Raw genomic sequence first — 18,851 nt, forward strand, 5'->3', positions numbered from 1 at the left:
TATCACTACTTATACCGGGTAGGGGTATCTGATGCAAGTGGTGAGCCCACAGACAGGGGCGAGGCTCGCGGCTTAGGTTCGAGCGGGTTGTCGCGGAATCGCGATCGTTGAGATCACGGCGGCAACCACTGCGGCGATGGCGGCGGCCGTGAAGGCCTGTTGGAAGCCTGCGGTGCCACCGTCGGTGGCGAGGCTGAGGGCTGCGATGCTGGAGACTGTGGCGACGCCGACCGAGGCGCCGAATTCGTGGAAGGTGCTCAGCAGGCCCGAGGCGATGCCGGCCTCCTCCGGGCCGATCTGTCCCAGCGCCGTGGCCGCGGCGACGACGAACAGTGCGCCGATACCGAAGGCTCCGAAGCTGATGCCGATCGTGGTCGCCACGGTTGTGGGCCACAAGGCGGGCACCATCAGGCCGATGGCTGCGATGAGCATGCCGACAGCTCCCAGGGAGCGCGCTCCCAGGCGGGCGATAAGGCGTCCGCCGAGATTGGCACCTGTCATCGTGGCCAGTGCGATCGGCAGGAACAGCAAGCCGGTTGCGAGAGGGCCATGTCCGGCGAACTGCTGGAAGTAGAAGGTGCCCAGGAAGAACACCGCGACCATCAGCGCGGTGGCGATCAGGATCACGAAAACCCCGGCACCCACAGATCGTCGGCCCAGCAGGCTGAGATTCATCAGCGGGGATGCAGCGGTCTTCTGTCGCCACCCGAACAGCAGATAGAGCACAACGGCCGCCCCCGCAGCGATAAGAGTCTGTGGACTGGTCCAACCGAGCTCACCAGCCACGGTCAGGGCGTAGATCGCCGATCCGGTGGCGGCGGTGACCAGTAGCGCGCCGAGTATGTCGAGTGATGGCCGCGGGCCGGCGCCAGGTGGCAGTGGTGGGAGCACCCACAGCAGGCCTGCCAGCACGATGAGGCCGACGGGGATGTTGATGAAGAACACCCATGGCCAGCCCGGCCCCGCGGTGATCAGGCCGCCGAGCAACACGCCGACCGCCGCGCCGCCACCGCCGAGGGCGGACCAGATGCCCAGGGCGCGGTTGCGCTCGTCGCCGGTGAACAGCCGCACCACCACGGACAGGGCGGCGGGTGAGAGCAGCGCTGCACCCAGGCCCTGCGCGACTCGGCCGCCGAGCAGGACGCCGCCGCTCTCGGACAGTCCGGCCAGCAGCGACCCGGCGGTGAAGATGAACAGCCCGGTATAGACGATCGGTTTGGAGCCGAACAGATCGGCGCTGCGCCCACCCAGGAGCATCAGACTGCCGAAGGTCACTGTGTACGCGGCCACCACCCAGGTCATCGCCTCGCGTGACAGGTTCAGGTCCAGTCCCATCTGCGGCAGGGCGATCGCCACGACCGTGACGTCGAGGATCAACATGAATTGGGCCGTGCCCAACAGGCCCAGCGCCAGCCAGCGCTTGGGGTGGGCCCCTTCGCCTACTTGCTCGTGTTGTGTCGCAGTCATCATCGATCTCCTTCTACTCGACGGTGCCCATGGGTTCTGCGCTTCGCCCACGCAACTCAATCATGTGTGTACGAGATGCAGCGGTTAGACTATCTCATACATTCCCGTACGAGTACTGAGGTGGAGCATGGCGGCCAAGAAGCCCCTGACGAACGACGGGCCCCAGCAAGCGCCCGCAGCAGGTGACCGCCGCGCGGCCAACCAGCGGGCCGACGCGCAACGCAACCGAGCGAAGATCCTGGCGGCGGTCGTCACTGCGATCCGCGAGCACCCCGACGCCTCGGTGGCCGACATCGCTGCCGAGGCGGGGGTGGGCCGCATGACGCTGTACGGGCACTTCGCGACCCGTACCGAACTCATCGAGGCTGCACTCATCGACAGCCTCGAACGCGGTGAGGAGGTCCTGCGCGCGGTGTCACTGGACGGTGACGCCCGTAAGGCGTTCCAGCGGCTCGTCGCCTCCAGCTGGGTGCTCGTGGACCAGGCGAGGGCCGTGCTGGCTGCGGCGCAGAAGGAACTGCCTGCAGCCCGCATCCGCGAACACCACGAGAAGGCCGAAGCCCGCATGCGCGACCTGCTCGAGCGTGGTCAGCACGAAGGCGCCTTTCGCGCTGACCTTCCGGTCAGCTGGCTCCTGGCCACTACCCACGTCGTGATCAACGGGGCGGCCGAGGAAGTGCGAGCCGGGCGGCTCAACGCCGAGGACGCCCCCTGGTTCATCGACGCCATCCTGCTGCCGGCTTTTGCGAACGCTGCGCAGCCCGGAAGCACATGATGAACGCTCACGGGTGGGCATCATCGGCGCGGGCGCGGGCGCGGGCGCGGGCTTCTCGACGAAGTCACTGAGCAGCACCGCTGATCCCAGCGAACGAAGATCAACGTCCCACAGTCGTACGTATCCGGCCCGACCGGACGATGAGTTGCCCTCTGTACCGCTCAGTGCCGCGCACTGTCGAGCCGTCTGAACGTTTCCCACTGTGCCCTACGCGGGCTGAGGGTGGTTCATAGGCAGGTCGATGGTGAACAGGGCGCCCGGGCCGGGGTTGGTCGCGGTCACGGTGCCGCTGTGGGCTTCGACGATGGATCGGACGATGGCGAGCCCGATCCCTGATCCGCCGTGTGCGCGGTCGCGGGCGGCGTCGGCCCGGTAGAAGCGTTCGAAGATGTGCGGCAGGTGCTCAGCGGTGATTCCGTCGCCGTTGTCCTTGACCCACAACCGGAGGACGGGCACGTCGCGTTGGACGCCCAGCTCCACCCGCCCGTGACCGGGTGTGTGGCGTAGCGCGTTGTCGAGGAGGTTCGTCAGCACCTGTCCGAGCCGGTCACGGTCGGCCACGATGGTGGTGCGTCGGTCGCTGTCGGTGCCGCTGAGGTGCAGGTGGACACCTTTGTCCGCATACCCTGCCCGCGCCTGGGCCCAGGCATCGTCGAGGAGGTCCCCGACGACCAGTGGTTCCTGTCGCATGCTCAACCGTCCCTCGCCGGCCGCGGTGACCAGGGTGATGTCATGTGCCAGGCGGGAGAGCCGACCGGCCTGCTCGCGCAGCATGCCCAAGGTCGGTTCGTCCACCTGGACAACGCCGTCGATCATGCCCTCGAGATAGCCGTCTAGCGTTGCCACAGGGGTGCGCATCTCGTGGGCCAGATCCCCGAGCATCCGCGTGCGTGTCTGTTCGATCTGCCCCAGATCGGTGGCCATGGTGTTGAAAGCCGCCGCGAGATCGTCGAACTCGGACCCCATGTGCACCTCGGGGACACGGGCCTCGTAGTCCCCGTTCGCTACCTTGGCTGCCGCGTGCCGCACCCGTTCCAACGACCTGGCGATCCGCCGGGTGACGAGGACGCTCACCACGACCGATGTCAGGAGGCCGGCGAGCAGAGCAAGGGAGAGGGCCAGCGTCGACGCAGTGGTGAAGGCCTGCTCGGCGTGGGCGACGACATCCGATTCCGCCGGCTCGGCCATGAGCATGTGGTCGTGGAAGATCACCGGCCCGATGGCCGCGGCGACAACCCACGCAGTGCCCGCTGCCACGAGGATGACCGCCACGATCGCCGCAAGCAGCCGAGCACCCAACCCCCATGACCTCGGCCGGCCGCTGCTCACCATCCCGGCCCCATCCGGTAACCGATCCCACGAACTGTCCGGATGAACTTCGGCGCGGACGCCTTGTCACCGAGCTTCTGCCGGAGATGTCCGACATGTACGTCGACGAGGTGCTCGTCGCCGCCCCAGCCCGGCCCCCACACCGCCTCGATCAGTTCGCGCCGGGAAAAAGCCATGTGTGGGCGTGTCGCGAGCGCGGACAGGACGTCGAACTCCGTGCGGGTCAGTTCCACCGGATGCTCGGCGAGGAACACCTCCCGGCCTACGACGTCCACCGTCAGCGGCCCGAACGACGCCGAGCGACGGGTGTCGCCCGAGTCTAGGCGCGGGCGGCGCAGCATCGCCCGCACCCGGGCGACGAGCTCCCGCGGGCTGAACGGCTTGGTCATGTAGTCATCGGCCCCCACCGACAGACCGAGGAGCTTGTCGATCTCTTCCACGCGGGCGGTGAGCATGATGATGTAACAGTCGGAGAAGGTGCGCACGATCCCGCAGATCTCGATGCCGTCGATGCCCGGGAGGCCCAGGTCGAGGACGATCACGCCGGGGTGCCATCGCCGCGCGAGCTCGACCGCGTCGTTCCCGTCGCCGGTGACCTCGACCTCGAAGCCGTCACGTTCCAGGTAGCTCGCTACCAGTCGCGCCAATGGCGCCTCGTCGTCCACGACGAGAACTCGCGGCAGATTCGCGTCAGGGGAAGCGTGCGGAGCCACGGCGTCATCGTGAAGCAAGAGCATCGCCTCCCGGTGGCTCACCCGTCCGCGATCGTGCGAATCGCCGGGTAGCACCCCGTCGATCAGATCGACCGACGTCGTTCACGCGGCTGGCTGGTCCGGGCCGGACGGCGACGGGGTCACCGGTCCAGGGTGGGACCGGTGACCCCGTCGGGTCGTGCTGATGCAGCCGGGGGGGCCGGGTCAGCGGGTCTGCTCGATGCGGACGACGCCGAGGCTGTCCGAACCGTCGCCGTCGAAGTCGCCGAAGACGGCGGTGTCGCCGTCGCGGCCGTACCGGGTCTCCTCGACCTCGGCGCCGTCCGCGTTCTCGTTGCTGACGAAGAAGTCGGCGCCGCGCTGGAGGGCGAGGCTGTCCGCGCCGTCACCGTCCCAGTCGCCCACGAGGACGAGGTCGGTCGCCTCGCCGAGGGAGAACTCGCCGTCGACGCTCGCGCCGGTCGGGTCGTTCGTGTAGACGACGTCGGTGCCTCGGCGGACGCCGAACGTGTCGGTGCCGTCGCCGTCCCAGTCGCCGACGAGGAGCGTGTCGCCGTCGGCGCCGAAGGCGGCCAGCTCGATCTCGCCCGGGTTGTCGAGGTCGTTGATGATGTGCAGGACGTTGCCGTGACGCACCGCGAACGTGTCGGTGCCGTCGCCGTCGAAATCGCCCTGAACGATCTCGTGGCCGTCGCCAGCCCCGAGCTCGACGACGCGCTCCGCCGGGCCGGTACCCAGGGTGTCGGTGATGTGCAGCTCGTTGCCGCGGCGCACCGTGATCGTGTCGGTGCCGTCGCCGTCGTAGTCGCCGACGAAGATCTCGTCGCCCTCGACGCCGTAGAGGAAGTTGTGCACGGCGTCGCCGGCGAGCTCGTCCGACAGCAGGAAGCGCGGGGTCCCGGGCGGGCGGACCGGCTCGGGCTCCGGCTCCGTGCGGGCGGTGTCGCGCGAGGCTGCGTCGTCGGTCCGTGCGGCCTGGGCCTCGGCCTGCGCCTGGGCCTCGGCCTGTGCATCCGGCTGCGGCTCGGCCTGCGGCTCCGGCTCCGGCTCGGGAGCGGGCTCGGCGGGAGCGGGCTCGGCGGGAGCGGGCTCGGCGGGAGCGGGCGTGGAGCCGCCCGGGCCGCCGCCCGGGTAGGTCGCGAAGTTCTGCGTCGCGAAGACGCGACCGTCGGCCGAGACGGCCACGCCGACGCCGAAGTGCGTGTACGAACCGGTGAGCAGGATGCTGTTGTGCACCGGGGAGTTGCGCCACTGGCTCATGAAGTAGTCGGCCTGGTGGTTGGGGTAGATGCCCCAGGACAGGATCTCCATGGTGCCGGTGGAGCCGCCGGGGACGGCCGAGGCTCCGTAGTCGCCGCGGTGGACCATCGAGCCGATGCTGGCCTGGTGGTTGGACCAGGACTGGGCGACGGAGTCGATGGAGCCGGAGCGCACGAGCTGCGACAGGCCGTTGGCGGCCCGGTACGCGTTCGTCTGGGCGGCGATCGCGTTGGCGACCTGGTTCTGCCAGCCGACGTCGGTGCGGATGCTCGGGGTGACGGTGCGGACTCCACCGGTGGTGTCGGCGGCCTGGGCGGACGTCGCGAAGGACGTCGCCGCGGCGACCGTCAGGAGCGCGGTGGCGACCCGGGGGGCAAGGGTGCGGTGCCGTGCGTGGCGGCCGCGCGGGGGTGCAAACACGTCGTGTGGTCTCCTCGTTATCGGAACGTAACCTGAGCGATAGTAAAGCGTGACCTTCTAGGGGTCGAGGACATGTGCGCAGGCTCACGTCCCGCGGTTGACATCCGGCGCACTGCAGAACTTCCCCTGACGCCGCGAGGCGGCCCCCGTACCGGGTGGGGGAATCGTGTGGCGGGGCTCTCGGCGCGTGGCCGTGCGGCTGGGTCTCAGCCTCGAGCGAGCCCTCATGAGTGCTGCCCCGGGTCCGTTGGGCATCAACGACTCTCGAGCATGTCTTCCATCTCGGTGATCTCCGCTTGCTGGTCGTCGATCATCGTCTGGGCGAGGGCGAGCGCTTCGGGGTTCTCTCCGTCGTCCAGTTCGGTCTCGGCCATGTCCACCGCGCCGCGATGGTGCGCGATCATCAGTTCCAGGAAGCGGAGTTCGAACTCGGCGTCTGGCAGCGACTCCAGCTCGACCATGGCTTCCTCCTGGGTCATTCCCTCCATCTCCATGCCGCCGTGGTCCATGCCGCCGTCACCGGCCGGAGAGGTCTCCTGTCCCCAGGTCTCCAGCCAGGAGGTCATCTGTGTGATCTCGGGCCCCTGGGCTGCGGCGATCCCTTCAGCGAGGGTGCGCACCTCCTGACTACTGGCACGTTCCACCGCTACGTCAGCCATCTCGATGGCGCCCTCGTGATGGACGATCATCATCTGGGCAAAGTTCACGTCGGCTTCGTTGTGCATGTCGGATACCTCCGGCTGCAGCGTGCTCTCTGTTGTCGTCTCCGAGCTCTCCTCCGCGGCCGGAGCGGAAGTCGCTGCATTTTGGTCACCGCTGCCGCATGCGGCAAGCGTCAATGCCAGAACGGTTCCGCCCGCAACTGCCGTAAACCGAGTCCTCAATTTCATGGTTCCTTTTTCTCCAGATCATTCGAGTTGGGGCGCCGGGCTAGCAGGACGGGCGGCAAGAAAAGCATCATCGGCCGGCCCGCTCATTAGGTTTGCTGTCAGAGTTGCCCACCCGCGTGCTCGGCGCCGCGTCGACGCTAGCCGCGGACGACCAGTGGGGAGGGTTCGATGCCAGTGTTTGCGGCGAATCTTCATCAACTCTTCATGGAGTCTCACCGGGCGGTCGGTGCAGGTCACCAACGTTTGGACCGGGCTTATGGTGTGGCGTTGGAAGCGCGGGTCCAATTGGCAACTTTCGCGCACACCGGATGGGATTCAGCCCCCATCGGCATCCATGCGCGAAAAAGACTTCTGAGTAGCACACGTAGGAGAAGTTGTAGAACTGTGGGGTCGGACGGTCTGACGACCGGCCCCGTGTAGGCAGCGGCACGTGAGCCCCCAAGGGCTCTTGTAGGGTGAAAGGCGTGAAGTCCAACAACAGGCGTCGAGGCTCGGTGGATCGGTGGTTTGTTGCGGCTAGCGTGGCATCGGTGATGGCACTGGCAGGCTGCGCCTCGGCACCCGGTGCCAACTCAGACCTCAGCATTGATACGGGTTACGTCTCGGGTGACGGGTCTCTGGAGCTGTGGGAGGCCGAGCAGCGTCAGGCTCCCATCGACCTGGTCGGGGTGACGTACGACGGTGCTGAGGTCGACGTGAACGACATGCGCGGTGAGGTGGTGGTGGTGAATTTCTGGTATGCGGCCTGCCCGCCGTGCCGGGCTGAAGCCGACGATCTGGCGGCGATCCACCAGGACTATGCCCCCCAGGGTGTAGAGATGCTGGGAGTCAATCCGCGCGACGACGTCGCGACCGCTCAAGCCTTTGAGCGGACCTTCGAGGTCCCCTACCCCTCTGTGCACGACAGCGGAGCTGCCGCAGTCGCCGCCTTCCAGGGGCTTGTGCCGCTCCAGGCCATGCCCACCACCGTGGTCCTGGACCGGCAGGGGCGGGTGGCCGCGCGCGTCATGGGACAGATCGATCCGACCGTTCTGCGCGGCCTCATCGACGACACCCTCGCCGAGGAGGCCTGACAGCGATGCTCTGGGACCAGCTCGGGTCTACCTTTGCCAGCACGGTTCTCACCGGGCCGATGCTCGCCGCACTCCCGGTCGCGCTGATCGCCGGCTTCATCTCCTTCGCCTCTCCCTGCGTGCTGCCCCTCCTGCCTGGCTACGTCGGCTATCTCAGCGGAATGGCCGGAGCGACGGCGCCTGGCGGGCACGGCGGAGGGACGCAACGCACGAAGGTGCGCGACGGGCGGCTGCTCGCCGGTGCGCTGCTGTTCGTTGCCGGCTTCACCGCTGTGTTCGTGCTGCTCGGCGTGGTGTTCGCCTGGCTCGGGATCCTGCTGGCCCCGTGGGTGGAGACGATCACGCGAATCCTTGGCGCGCTCGTCGTGCTCATGGGGCTGGCATTCATGGGGTACATCCCCATGCTGCAGAGCGACCGACGCTTGCGCCTGGCCCCGCGTCAAGGGATCTGGGGAGCCCCACTGCTCGGCGTCGTCTTCGGGCTGGGATGGGCGCCGTGCATGGGACCGACCTTGGCCGCCGTCCTGAGCCTGGCGTTCAGCGAAGCCGACCCCGCCCGCGGCGGCGTCCTCGTGCTGGCCTACAGCCTCGGCCTCGGTATCCCGTTCGTCGCTGGGGCGATGCTGCTGTCCCGCTCGCGCCGGGCGCTGGATCTCCTGCGCCGCCACCGTCTCCTCTTCCAACGACTTGGCGGAGGCTTGCTCGTGCTCCTCGGACTCGCCATGGTCACCGGGGTGTGGAGCTGGCTCTCGGGGTACCTCCAGGGCCTGGTCGCCAACTTTCAGACCCTGGTATGACCGGGCACCGCTTGTGCTGACGCAGATCCTTCGGCACTCCCGGATGAGACATGCTCGAGCCCGGGACGAAATACCCAGATCCACCTGGGCAACGGTTGCCTACCATGTGCCGGCCCCCCAGGACATGAAGCCGTCCGGTCCTGGCAGCCAGCACCGTCGGACAGGAGAAGAAGCGTGAAGAGACTTGCCGCAACGATCCCGGCGTTGGTACTGATCCTGGCTGGCTGCTCGACCGCAGACACCAGCGACGAGCAGTCCGTGGAGGGCGCTGAAGAAGGGTTTCTCGCCGCCCACGGCCTGGACGGGATGGAAGTCCCGGAGATGATCGACCATCTTGACCGCCTGGGCGGTCAAGAACGCCCCACCAGCTACATGGCATCCATCCGGTCGGAGGAACTGCTGTTCTCCGACGGGCAGCAGGACCTCGCCCTGGACATGCCTGACGACCTGTTCTACCTCTCCGTGGCCCCGTACGTGAACCAGACGCACGACTGCTACTACCACAGCCTGACCACCTGCCAGGGGGAGCTCACCGGCCAGGACATCCAGGTGCGGATCCTGGACCAGGCAAGCGGTGAAGAGCTCGTAAACGACGAGATGACCACCTTCGACAACGGCTTCGCAGGCTTCTGGTTACCGCGCGACGTCGAAGGAACCATCGAGATCACCTATGACGGCTTGACGGGAACGGCGGACTTCTCCACCACCGACGACGGGGCCACGTGCCTCACAGACCTTCAGCTCGCCTGACCCCACCGCATGCATGGGGACTGCTGCACGGATAGGTGACATCTGATCTGTGGTGCCGAACGGTGCCACTGGAAGGATGTAGACCGTGCCGAAGCCGTATCCCAAGGAGTTCCGCGACGACGTCGTGCGTGTCGCGAGGAACCGTGAGCCGGGCGTCCACCTGAAGCAAATCGCCGCCGACTTCGGCATCAGCGAGTCGTGCCTGACGAACTGGATGAAGACCGCCGACGTCGAGGACGGTAAGAAGCCCGGCACGACGTCAACCGAGAACGCCGAGCTGCGTGAAGCGCGGAAACGGATCCGGCTGCTGGAGCAGGAGAACGAGGTCCTGCGCCGCGCGGCCGCGTACCTGTCGCAGGCGAACCTGCCGGGAAAATGATGTACCCGCTCGTCCGCGAGCTGGCCGGCGACGGGATTCCCGTCACGGTGACGTGCCGGGTGCTCAAGATCGCTCGCCAGCCCTACTACCGCTGGCTCGCCAACCCGGTCACCGACTCCGAGCTCGAGCAGGCCTACCGCGCCAACGCCCTGTTCGACGCCCACCGAGACGACCCGGAGTTCGGCTACCGCTTCCTGGTCGACGAAGCGCGTGAAGCCGGTGAGCCCATGGCCCAGCGGACCGCATGGCGGATCTGCTCCCGGCAGGGCTGGTGGAGCGCGTTCGGCAAGAAGCGCGGCAAGAACGGCAAGAGGCCGGGCCCGCCGGTGCACGACGACCTGTGCGCCGTGGTCGACGACAAGGGCCGGACCCGGCACGAGTTCACCGCCGCCGCAGCCAACGAGCTGTGGCTCACCGACATCACCGAACACGGCACGGGCGAGGGCAAGCTCTACGTCTGCGCGGTCAAGGACGTCTACTCCAACCGCATCGTGGGCTACTCCATCGACTCCCGGATGAAGTCCCGGCTGGCCGTCGCAGCGCTCAACAACGCCGTCGCTCGCCGCGGCGACGTCGCCGGCTGTGTTGTTCACTCAGACCGCGGATCTCAATTCCGCAGCAGGAAACACGTCCACGCCCTCAACCGCCACGACATGGTCGGATCGATGGGCAGGGTCGGCGCAGCCGGGGACAACGCCGCCATGGAAAGTTTCTTCAGCCTGCTCCAGAAGAACGTCCTGGACCGCCGCTCATGGGCCACCCGCGAAGAGCTCCGGATCGCGATCGTCACCTGGATCGAACGGACCTACCACCGACGCAGACGGCAGGACGCTCTCAGACGGTTGACCCCCATCGAGTACGAGACCATCATGACCACCCCAGCCACTCAGGCAGCGTGACCCAACCTGTCACCTATCCGTGCAGCAGTCCCGGACGCGCACTCGCTGCACACCGGCTGGCCGGCGTCGTGGTAGGCCAGCTGGCTGTGGTGGTGGACGAGGAAGCACCGGGCGCAGAGGAACTTGTCCTGCTGGCGTGGCACTACCGCCACGGTCAGCTCCTCACCGGACAGGTCCGCGCCGGGCAGCTCATACTGCTCGGCCTCGTCGGTCTCCTCCTGGGGCGCCGGCGCTGCCGCGACCAGCGCGGCCAGCGGCGTCGTGTCGGGCGCCTCCTCCTCGCGGGGGCGTGGGGCGTCGTAGTCGATGGCCACGGGGTTTCCTCCTCCTTCAGCTGCGGACCAGGCGGGCGATGGCGTCGGAGGCTTCCTTGAGCTTGGCCTCCTGCTGGAGCTCGCCGGCTTGGGCGGCGTCGAGCAGGCAGTGGGCCATGTGCTCCTCGAGCAGCGCCAGGGCCACGCTCTGCAGCGCCCGGGAGGCGGCCGAGACCTGGGTGAGGATGTCGATGCAGTACTTGTCCTCCTCGACCATGCGGGCGATGCCGCGGACCTGGCCCTCGATGCGGCGCAGCCGGATGAGCAGGGCCCGTGTGTGCTGGTCGGTGGTCATCCTGATCGCCTCCGGGATCTCCGTGGGCACCAGCGTGGTGCCGGTGCCCACGGGGTGTGTGGGTTAGGGAGCCACCGAGGTGGCGTATCGGGCCGGGTCTGCGCGGAAGGTCTGCGCGCAGTGGGTGGAGCAGAAGTGGTAGGTCTGGCCCTCGTGCTCGGCGCTGTCGGCGGCCGATGCCGGGTCGATGCTCATCTGGCACACGGGGTCGGTGACCTGTTCAGAGCTGTGGGACATGGTGTTCTCCGTTCCTTGTTCGTCGTCGTGCCCGACCTCCACCACCGGGTCGGTGGCGGGGGCGTTGGTGACCTCGGGGATGGGCCGAGGGGTGAAGGCGCGCAGCCGGTTGGCGTTGGCGACCACGGACAGGGAGGACAGGGCCATCGCGGCCGCGGCGATCATCGGGCTGAGCATCAGGCCGAGCGCGGGGTAGAGCACCCCGGCGGCGATCGGGATCCCCATCGCGTTGTACATGAACGCGAAGACCAGGTTCTGCCGGATGTTGCGCATCGTGGCCCGGGACAGGTCCACCGCGGTGACCAGCCCGGACAGTGCCCCGGAGATCAAGGTGATGTCGGAGGACTCGATCGCCACGTCGGTGCCGGTGCCGATCGCCGAGCCGACGTCGGCTTGGGCCAGGGCCGGGGCGTCGTTGATGCCGTCACCGACCATGCCCACCACGCGGCCCTCGCCCTGCAGGCGCTTGACCTCCGCGGCCTTGTGCTCGGGCATGACCTCGGCCACCACCCGGGTGATGCCGACCTGGCGGGCGATGGCCGCGGCGGTGGCGCGGTTGTCCCCGGTCATCATCACCACGTCGATGCCACGCTTCTGCAAGGCGGCGATGGCGGCCACCGACCCGTCCTTGAGTGTGTCGGCCACGCCGATCACCCCGGCGAAGCGCCCGTCGACGACGGCGAACACCGGGGTCTTGCCGTCCGCTGCCAGCCGGTCCGCGGCGTCGGTCTGCGGCTGCACCCCGACACTGGCCAGCAGGCGCCGGTTACCGACGAGGACCTCCCGGCCCTCGACCAGGGCACGCACGCCCTGCCCGGTGACCGAGTCGAACGCGGTCACTTCGGGAAGTTGCAGGCCGCGGTCCTCGGCGCCGGCGACGATGGCGCTGGCCAGCGGGTGCTCGGAGGAGCGCTCCACGGCCGCGACGAGGCTGAGCAGCTCGATGTCGGTGAAGCCCTCGGCGGGCAGCACGTCGGTCAGGGCCGGGGCCCCCTTGGTGATCGTGCCGGTCTTGTCCAGCACCACCGTGTCGAGCTTGTGCGCGGTCTCCAGCGCCTCGGCCGACCGGATGAGGATGCCGGCGGTGGCTCCCTTGCCGGTGCCCACGGTGATGGACAGCGGTGTGGCCAGCCCCAGCGCGCAGGGGCAGGCGATGATGAGCACGGAGACCGCGGCGACCAGGGCGAAGATGAGTGCCGGTGGGGGACCCACGAGGGCCCAGACCACGAACGCCCAGATCGCGATGACGATCACCGCGGGCACGAAGTAGCTGGAGACCTTGTCCACCATGCGCTGGATCGGGGCCTTGGAGCCCTGCGCCTGGCGCACGAGGGTGATGATCTGGGCCAGCATCGTGTCCGCACCGACCTTGGTGGCGGTGTACCGGAAGGAACCGGTCTGGTTGATGGTGGCGCCGATGACCTCATCGCCGGGGGACTTGGTCACCGGGATCGGCTCCCCGGTGACCATCGACTCATCCACCGTGGAGGTGCCCTCCACCACCTGCCCGTCCACCGGCAGCTTCTCCCCGGGACGGACCACGACCACGTCACCGGCGCCGACCTCGTCGATGGGGATCTCCAGCTCCTGCCCGGCGCGCACCACCCGGGCGGTGCGCGGCTGCAGGCCGATCAAGGTCCGGATCGCTTCACCGGTGCCGGCCTTGGCCTTGGTCTCCAACAGCCGGCCCAGCAGGATGAGGGTGATGATGACCCCGACGGCCTCGTAGTAGACCTGCCGGGTCTCCACGGGGAGCAGCCCGGGGGCGAACGTGACGACCAGGCTGTAGCCGTAGGCGGCGATCGTGCCGAGGGTGATCAGGGAGTTCATGTCCGCGGTGCGGTGGGACAGGGCCAGCCACCCGGTCTTGTGGATGGGCCAGCCGGTGTAGAACATCACCGGGGTGATCAGTGCCAGCTGCACCCAGGGGTTCATCAGGAAGTCCGGGACCCACGCAGCGGAGAAGAACTCCACCGCCATCACCGCCAGCACCACCGGCAGGCTCAACGCGGCCCCCAGCAGCACCCGCCGGCGCAGGCCGGTGATCTCTGCGGCCCTCTCCCGCTCCTCGGCGTCCTCCTCCGGTGCCACCGGCGATGAAACCGTCACCGGTGGCGGGGAGTCCTGACCGGTGGAACCGGTGTGCGTGCCCGTGTCGGTGCCGGGTGAGTCACCGACCTCGAGGGCGCCGTGCAGCATCCCCATCCCGCAGGTGAACTCATACCGCCCTTCGGGAAGGGCCGCAACGTCCAGGACAGTGCTGCCGAAGGCCGGCACCGCCACGTCCACGTCGAGGGCCGGGATGGTGAATCGCTCAGAGCATGCCCCGTTCTCCTGCCGGACCAGGACCAGCTGTGCCGGTACACCGGGGGCCAGCCGGAGGACCTGGGGGTGGTAGCCGCCGCGAATCCTCACCTCGGCCACCTGCACACCGTCCACCAGCTCCCCGTGCCCGAGCTCGCTTGCCGGCGCACCGTGGTGGTCATGAGCGGAGGGCCGCTCGGCCACGGCAACCGCCGTGCCTACGCCGGCGGCTTCAGTCCCCGGCTCACCGACGACCCGCACCCTGCCCTGGAGCATGTTCATCGCGCACGCGAAGCCGTACTCCCCGGCGGAGGTGGGGGTGAACTCCACCGCGGTGACGGTGTTGGCCGGCAGGCTCTGGTTGATCTTGAAGTCCGGGAACATCACCCGGGAGGAGCAGTCCCCGCTTTCTTGCCGGTCGAACAGCAACCGCACCGGCATCCCGGCTTGGACCTCGATGAGGTCGGGGCTGTAGCCGCCCCTGACGGTGACCGTCACTTCTTGCACGCCGTCGGCGACGTCGGCGCGGCGGGACTTCTTCGGGCCGAAGAAGTACCACATCAAGAACGCGGTCAGTACGACACCGCCGGCTATCACTGACCAGTCAAGCACACTCATGACTCACACCTCCGTAGATGTTGCTGACGCGGCAGCCGGGGCGGACAGGGAGAACCCGGCGTCCTCGACCGCGGCACGGACGACCTGCGGCGGGAGGGCGGGGCTGGCGGTGAGCGCCAGACGCGACTCGCCATCTCTGACCAGATCGAGCGCGACGGTCCTCAAACCGGCCAGGTGGCGCACCCGCTCCAGCAGCCGAGCCAGGCACACCTCGCAGGTCAGCCCCCACACCCGATACACCTTTGTCTTCACAGTCCCGCTCCTTCCTCCTTCTATACCCATGCTGGGTATGGGTGCTACCCAACCACCGACATGTGTCCATGCCGCCGCAGGGATGATGAAGAATCCATGAAGACCGATGGTGCGGCGGCTGGGAACGGGGGAGCGGTACACCAGGCCACGGCCAGATCCCCACTGTTTGAGGTCTCCCAGCTAGGCGACACTCCTGCGCTTCGCTATCGGAAGCGTGCGCTCACTGCCTTAAGCAAACCTTCATCCAACGGCGCACGCCTTCTTCGTGAACGTTGGTCATCGTGGTGTGAAAGACGCCGCCGGCTGACCTGGCGATGCGTCACACGAGGATTGGGGAGAGCGTGCGTCCGGTGTTGTTCACGATCCTCGGGATCGATGTTCAAAGTTACGGAGTGAGCAAGGCGGCCGCTGCCCTGGTTGCTGCGTGGCTGCTGGGTCGGGCCTTCGAACGGCGGGGCTTGAAGAAGGATTCCGCCCACGCGTTGGTGCTGTGGGCCACGGTCTGGGGGTTCGTCGGCGCGAAGGTCTACTACTTGCTCGAGCAGTACCCGGCCATCACCGTGCACGACCTGGGTGGGATGGGGTTCACCTGGTACGGAGGCCTGGTGGGGGGCGTCATTGCGGCCCTGGTCGTCATCAGGCGCCACCGGCTGCCGGTCGACGTCGTCGCTGGGGCGGTCGCCGTACCTCTGACGGTGGCGTACGGCATCGGCCGGCTGGGCTGCTTCGTCAGTGGTGATGGGACCTACGGGCGTCCCACCGATCTGCCGTGGGGGATGGCCTTCCCCTCGGGCGTGGTCGCCACCGATGTGCCCGTCCATCCCACCCCGCTGTATGAGGCGATCCTCGCAGCGGTTATCGCCGCAGTCCTGGTGGTACTTGTCCGGCGGTGGGCGCCATTGGCCGTCTTCGGGGCGTATCTGGGCCTCTCGGGCCTGTCGCGTTTCCTGGTGGAGTTCCTGCGGATCAACGATCCGGTGGTCCTTGGCCTGACCCAACCCCAGCTGTGGGCGCTGCTCAGCATCGCCGTCGGCGTCGTCCTGATCGTTCGCAGCGGCACTCAGCAACGGTCTGTGGTCCACGTGGCCCTCGAGCCGGGCGTGCCTGAACCCGTCAGGTGATCGGCTCGGGAAAGGGAGGACTCGTCATGGACATCGACGTTTGGATACTGCTGCTCACGATCTGCCTGGTCTTCGTTGCCCTTGGCGTGTGGGCCATCAGGGCTCTCTTTCCCGGCGTCGAGGCACGGGACGAGACTCGATCGGCCCCAAAGTTGGTAGAGCAGACAGCTGCCAAGGAGACCACGCCGTCAGGTTGAGCGGGGCTGCGGCCGGTGCGTGGCGTCGATGGGCAGCTCGACGGTGAAGACAGCGCCGTGGCCTGGGCCGGCGCTGGCCACGGTCACGGTGCCGCCGTGGGCGTGGACGATTGAGTGGACGATGGCGAGCCCGATGCCTGACCCGCCGTGGGCGCGGTCCCGGGCGGCGTCGGCGCGGTAGAAGCGCTCGAAGAGATGCGGCAGGTGCTCGGCAGCGATCCCGGTGCCGGTGTCCCGCACGGACAGCCGCAGCGTGGAGCCTGCCCGCTTGGCTCCGACCACCACCCGGCCGCCCCGCGGGGTGTGGCGCACCGCGTTGTCCAGCAGGTTGGTCAGCACCTGCCCGAGCCGGTCGGGGTCCGCGGTGAGGACGCTCTGGCGTGCCGCGTCCGTGGCCTCGACCGTCAGGTCGACGCCCTTGTCGGCGATCCGGGCACCGGCCTGCGCGACGGCGTCATCGACGAGCGCGCCCACCGGCACGGACTGCCAGTGCATGCTCAGGCGTCCCTCCCCGGCCGCGGTCACCAGGGCGATGTCCTGGGCCAGGCGCGCCAGGCGCGCGACCTGCTCGCGCAGCATCCCCACCGTTGGCTCGTCGGCTGCCACGATCCCGTCGAGGATGCCCTCGAGGTATCCGTCGAGCGTGGCCACCGGGGTGCGCATCTCGTGGGCGAGGTCGCTCAGCATCCGTGTGCGGGTCTGTTCGATCTCGCTGAGGTCGGCGGCCATGGTGTTGAACGCGCCGGCGAGGTCGTCGAACTCGGTGCCCATGTGGACCTCGGGGACGCGGGCGGCGTAGTCACCGCTGGCGACCCGGGCGGCGGCCCGCCGCACGCGCTCCAGTGACCTGGCGATACGCCGGGTGAGGAAGACGCTCACGACGACCGAGGTCAGGAGGGCGGCCAGCAGCGCCAGGGACAACGCCAGCGTCCACGCCGCGGTGAAGGCCTGCTCGGCGTGGGCGACGACCGACGAGTCGGAGGGCTGGGCCATGAGCATGTGGTCGTGGAAGATCTCCGGGCCGATGGCCGAGGCGACCGCCCACGCGGTGCCGGCCGCGACGAGGATGACCGCAACGATCGCGGCGAGGAGCCTGGCGCCCAGCCCCCACCGGCGGCGCGGTGCGGGGCTCACTGCCCGCTTCCCATCCGGTATCCCACGCCCCGCACCGTCCTGATGAACTTCGGGGCGGCGGCGTCGTCCCCGAGCTTGCGTCGCAGGTGGGCGATGTGGACATCGACGAGGTGCTCATCGCCCACCCAGCCCGGTCCCCACACCGTCTCGATGAGCTGGCGGCGGGAGAAGGCCATGTTCGGGCGGCTGGCGAGGGCCGCGAGGACGTCGAACTCGGTACGGGTCAGCCCCACGGGCTCCCCGTCGATGAACACTTCCCGGCCCAGAAGGTCGATGTTCAGTGGCCCGAACGACGTGCCGGCCCCGTGCGGCCCGGTGTCCTGGCGTGGGCGGCGCAGCATGGCCCGCACCCGGGCGACGAGCTCGCGTGGGCTGAAGGGTTTGGTGACGTAGTCATCGGCGCCGACCGACAAGCCGATGAGCTTGTCGACCTCCTCCACCCGGGCGGTGAGCATGATGATGTAGCAGTCGGAGAACGTGCGCACCGTGCGGCAGACCTCGATACCGTCGACGCCGGGGAGCCCGAGGTCGAGGACGATCACGCCCGGGTGCCACTGGCGGGCCCGGGCGATCGCGTCGCTGCCGTCTCCGGTGACCTGGACCTCGAAGCCGTGCCGCTCGAGGTAGCTAGCGACCAGTCGGGCCAGCGGGGCTTCGTCGTCGACGACGAGCACGCGGGGCAGGTTCACGTCAGTAGGGACCGCAGTCATGCCGTTCATTCTCGCCGTCGGCGTGGCGATCGGTTCCAGGCTCGCTGGACCTCAGGCGCGTCCGGGCAGATGTGAGCATCGCGGCAGCTGTCGCGCCTGAGTGGGTTCCAGCGTCAGGAGGGTTGGAACGCCCAGTGCCAGGGCTCGCGCGGGGTGTCCTCGACGAACCCGAAGCGTGCGGCGTTTGTGCGCATCCATGCCTGCGCTGATGCGTCCAGGTCGAGGTCCACGGCCATTCCCCAGCCGTGCTGGCTGGTGCCCGGCTTGGCGCCCAGGCCGCCCTGGGAGTACAGGCCCTTGCGCCGGACGACGTCGACCTGCACGTCGTAGGAGCGGTAGGAGTCAGTGACACCGATGGCTACCCCGTCGGCCGCAGCTGCGGACAGGAGCTTCTCGAAGGACTGGGCGGCGGGCGCCCAGAGTCGGTGGCCGGTGGTGCCCACCGGTTCGAGAGCGTCACGCGGGATGCGGCCGTTGCCGTACGCCGCGAGGTCGACCGGCACGCCGTCAGCGTTGACCCGGAACCCGGACCCTCCAAGGTTGGAGGTGCCGGCAGCTGAAGTCGGGGCAGTGTCGGCGACGACGCCGGCGAGGACCTGGGAGAATGCCGCGGCCGAGCCTGCAGCTGGCGCCACGCGCGGGGGCGAGAGCGAGCCGAGGGTCGCCTCGATCTGCGCCATGCGCTGCGAGATGGCGAGGATCCCGTCCACCAACACTCCGTTCGTCGCCTACTACGTCTTATCGGCGGACAGCCGCCTCTCCTTAGCGAGAACCGCCGCCTCCCATCACCGCTGGAGCCGGGAAGCCGACCGGTCTCGCGGAGGTGGGGGCCGTCAGCCGTTGTGCCGACGGGCGCCGCACCCACCCGGCCTGCTGGGATCTATGCCGCACCGAGCCGTACGCGCAACGCGGTCATT

Annotated in this window: 19 protein-coding genes; 7 read left to right on the top strand and 12 right to left on the bottom strand. The window is 68.5% G+C overall.

Annotated elements, in window-relative coordinates; all coding sequences use genetic code 11:
* Positions 1–72: 72 nt before the first annotated feature.
* Complete coding sequence (locus AC3D3D_RS09160) at positions 73–1,467, bottom strand: MFS transporter (RefSeq protein WP_463663603.1); 1,395 nt, start codon at positions 1,465–1,467, stop codon at positions 73–75.
* A gap of 127 nt (positions 1,468–1,594) precedes the next feature.
* On the opposite strand from AC3D3D_RS09160, the gene AC3D3D_RS09165 reads away from it, so the two are divergent.
* Positions 1,595–2,242: a TetR/AcrR family transcriptional regulator gene (locus AC3D3D_RS09165; protein WP_425713419.1), complete on the top strand. Its 648-nt coding sequence runs from the start codon at positions 1,595–1,597 to the stop codon at positions 2,240–2,242.
* Between the two features lie 207 nt (positions 2,243–2,449).
* Here AC3D3D_RS09165 and AC3D3D_RS09170 read toward each other — a convergent pair whose 3' ends face one another.
* From AC3D3D_RS09170 to AC3D3D_RS09185, 4 genes are all read right to left on the bottom strand, one after another.
* The gene (locus AC3D3D_RS09170) at positions 2,450–3,514 is read right to left on the bottom strand and encodes a HAMP domain-containing sensor histidine kinase (RefSeq protein ID WP_488511897.1); all 1,065 of its coding nucleotides are present in this window, start codon (positions 3,512–3,514) and stop codon (positions 2,450–2,452) included.
* A gap of 53 nt (positions 3,515–3,567) precedes the next feature.
* Complete coding sequence (locus AC3D3D_RS09175) at positions 3,568–4,308, bottom strand: response regulator (protein WP_425710224.1); 741 nt, start codon at positions 4,306–4,308, stop codon at positions 3,568–3,570.
* A gap of 180 nt (positions 4,309–4,488) precedes the next feature.
* Complete coding sequence (locus AC3D3D_RS09180) at positions 4,489–5,964, bottom strand: CAP domain-containing protein (RefSeq protein WP_463663605.1); 1,476 nt, start codon at positions 5,962–5,964, stop codon at positions 4,489–4,491.
* 254 nt (positions 5,965–6,218) lie between these two features.
* Positions 6,219–6,689: a DUF305 domain-containing protein gene (locus AC3D3D_RS09185; protein ID WP_463663606.1), complete on the bottom strand. Its 471-nt coding sequence runs from the start codon at positions 6,687–6,689 to the stop codon at positions 6,219–6,221.
* Between the two features lie 629 nt (positions 6,690–7,318).
* Here AC3D3D_RS09185 and AC3D3D_RS09190 point away from each other — a divergent pair.
* From AC3D3D_RS09190 to AC3D3D_RS09205, 4 genes are all read left to right on the top strand, one after another.
* The gene (locus AC3D3D_RS09190; RefSeq protein WP_463663607.1) at positions 7,319–7,927 is read left to right on the top strand and encodes a TlpA family protein disulfide reductase; all 609 of its coding nucleotides are present in this window, start codon (positions 7,319–7,321) and stop codon (positions 7,925–7,927) included.
* A gap of 5 nt (positions 7,928–7,932) precedes the next feature.
* Positions 7,933–8,724: a cytochrome c biogenesis CcdA family protein gene (locus tag AC3D3D_RS09195; protein WP_425710223.1), complete on the top strand. Its 792-nt coding sequence runs from the start codon at positions 7,933–7,935 to the stop codon at positions 8,722–8,724.
* Between the two features lie 174 nt (positions 8,725–8,898).
* Positions 8,899–9,474: a CueP family metal-binding protein gene (locus AC3D3D_RS09200; protein ID WP_463663608.1), complete on the top strand. Its 576-nt coding sequence runs from the start codon at positions 8,899–8,901 to the stop codon at positions 9,472–9,474.
* Between the two features lie 85 nt (positions 9,475–9,559).
* Positions 9,560–10,752, top strand: a protein-coding gene (locus tag AC3D3D_RS09205) for an IS3 family transposase (protein ID WP_463663609.1) whose coding sequence is annotated in 2 segments (ribosomal slippage) — positions 9,560–9,844 and positions 9,847–10,752 — 1,191 coding nt in all. Because the reading frame shifts where the segments join, the coding sequence is not laid out codon by codon here.
* On the opposite strand, the gene AC3D3D_RS09210 is transcribed toward AC3D3D_RS09205, so the two are convergent.
* The 4 genes from AC3D3D_RS09210 to AC3D3D_RS09225 form a co-directional block, all read right to left on the bottom strand.
* Entirely contained in the window at positions 10,740–11,006 is a 267-nt protein-coding gene (locus AC3D3D_RS09210) for a DUF4193 family protein (protein WP_488512634.1), read from the bottom strand. The two genes, AC3D3D_RS09205 and AC3D3D_RS09210, sit on opposite strands and share 13 nt — an antisense overlap.
* Positions 11,007–11,082: 76 nt before the next feature.
* Positions 11,083–11,361: a metal-sensitive transcriptional regulator gene (locus tag AC3D3D_RS09215; protein WP_463663617.1), complete on the bottom strand. Its 279-nt coding sequence runs from the start codon at positions 11,359–11,361 to the stop codon at positions 11,083–11,085.
* A gap of 63 nt (positions 11,362–11,424) precedes the next feature.
* The gene (locus AC3D3D_RS09220) at positions 11,425–14,520 is read right to left on the bottom strand and encodes a heavy metal translocating P-type ATPase (protein WP_463663611.1); all 3,096 of its coding nucleotides are present in this window, start codon (positions 14,518–14,520) and stop codon (positions 11,425–11,427) included.
* Positions 14,521–14,523: 3 nt separating this feature from the next.
* On the bottom strand, positions 14,524–14,772 hold the full coding sequence (locus tag AC3D3D_RS09225; protein WP_463663612.1) for a heavy-metal-associated domain-containing protein: 249 nt from the start codon (positions 14,770–14,772) through the stop codon (positions 14,524–14,526).
* A gap of 350 nt (positions 14,773–15,122) precedes the next feature.
* Between AC3D3D_RS09225 and AC3D3D_RS09230 the strand changes: the two genes are divergently transcribed.
* Positions 15,123–15,893 carry a prolipoprotein diacylglyceryl transferase gene (locus AC3D3D_RS09230; protein WP_324653796.1) on the top strand — a complete coding sequence of 257 codons (771 nt, stop codon included), beginning with the start codon at positions 15,123–15,125 and terminating at the stop codon, positions 15,891–15,893.
* A 26-nt stretch (positions 15,894–15,919) separates the two neighbouring features.
* Positions 15,920–16,090: a hypothetical protein gene (locus tag AC3D3D_RS09235; protein ID WP_463663613.1), complete on the top strand. Its 171-nt coding sequence runs from the start codon at positions 15,920–15,922 to the stop codon at positions 16,088–16,090.
* On the opposite strand, the gene AC3D3D_RS09240 is transcribed toward AC3D3D_RS09235, so the two are convergent.
* The 3 genes from AC3D3D_RS09240 to AC3D3D_RS09250 form a co-directional block, all read right to left on the bottom strand.
* Complete coding sequence (locus tag AC3D3D_RS09240) at positions 16,082–17,224, bottom strand: HAMP domain-containing sensor histidine kinase (RefSeq protein ID WP_463663614.1); 1,143 nt, start codon at positions 17,222–17,224, stop codon at positions 16,082–16,084. The genes AC3D3D_RS09235 and AC3D3D_RS09240 overlap by 9 nt on opposite strands.
* Positions 17,221–17,934: a response regulator gene (locus AC3D3D_RS09245; RefSeq protein WP_463663615.1), complete on the bottom strand. Its 714-nt coding sequence runs from the start codon at positions 17,932–17,934 to the stop codon at positions 17,221–17,223. The genes AC3D3D_RS09240 and AC3D3D_RS09245 overlap by 4 nt, the downstream gene beginning before the upstream one ends.
* Positions 17,935–18,047: 113 nt before the next feature.
* A complete protein-coding gene (locus AC3D3D_RS09250; protein WP_463663616.1) occupies positions 18,048–18,644 on the bottom strand; it encodes a M15 family metallopeptidase in 597 nt (198 codons plus the stop codon).
* Positions 18,645–18,851 lie beyond the last annotated feature (207 nt).

Source organism: Georgenia sp. X1117, from assembly GCF_057784635.1.

What these genes read in the sequence shown, in the direction of transcription:
- AC3D3D_RS09160 (WP_463663603.1), bottom strand. Translation starts at nt 1,467, where the DNA reads ATGACTGCGACACAACACGAGCAAGTAGGCGAAGGGGCCCACCCCAAG.
- AC3D3D_RS09165 (WP_425713419.1), top strand. Translation starts at nt 1,595, where the DNA reads ATGGCGGCCAAGAAGCCCCTGACGAACGACGGGCCCCAGCAAGCGCCC.
- AC3D3D_RS09175 (WP_425710224.1), bottom strand. Translation starts at nt 4,308, where the DNA reads ATGCTCTTGCTTCACGATGACGCCGTGGCTCCGCACGCTTCCCCTGAC.
- AC3D3D_RS09185 (WP_463663606.1), bottom strand. Translation starts at nt 6,689, where the DNA reads ATGCACAACGAAGCCGACGTGAACTTTGCCCAGATGATGATCGTCCAT.
- AC3D3D_RS09195 (WP_425710223.1), top strand. Translation starts at nt 7,933, where the DNA reads ATGCTCTGGGACCAGCTCGGGTCTACCTTTGCCAGCACGGTTCTCACC.
- AC3D3D_RS09215 (WP_463663617.1), bottom strand. Translation starts at nt 11,361, where the DNA reads ATGACCACCGACCAGCACACACGGGCCCTGCTCATCCGGCTGCGCCGC.
- AC3D3D_RS09220 (WP_463663611.1), bottom strand. Translation starts at nt 14,520, where the DNA reads ATGAGTGTGCTTGACTGGTCAGTGATAGCCGGCGGTGTCGTACTGACC.
- AC3D3D_RS09235 (WP_463663613.1), top strand. Translation starts at nt 15,920, where the DNA reads ATGGACATCGACGTTTGGATACTGCTGCTCACGATCTGCCTGGTCTTC.
- AC3D3D_RS09245 (WP_463663615.1), bottom strand. Translation starts at nt 17,934, where the DNA reads ATGACTGCGGTCCCTACTGACGTGAACCTGCCCCGCGTGCTCGTCGTC.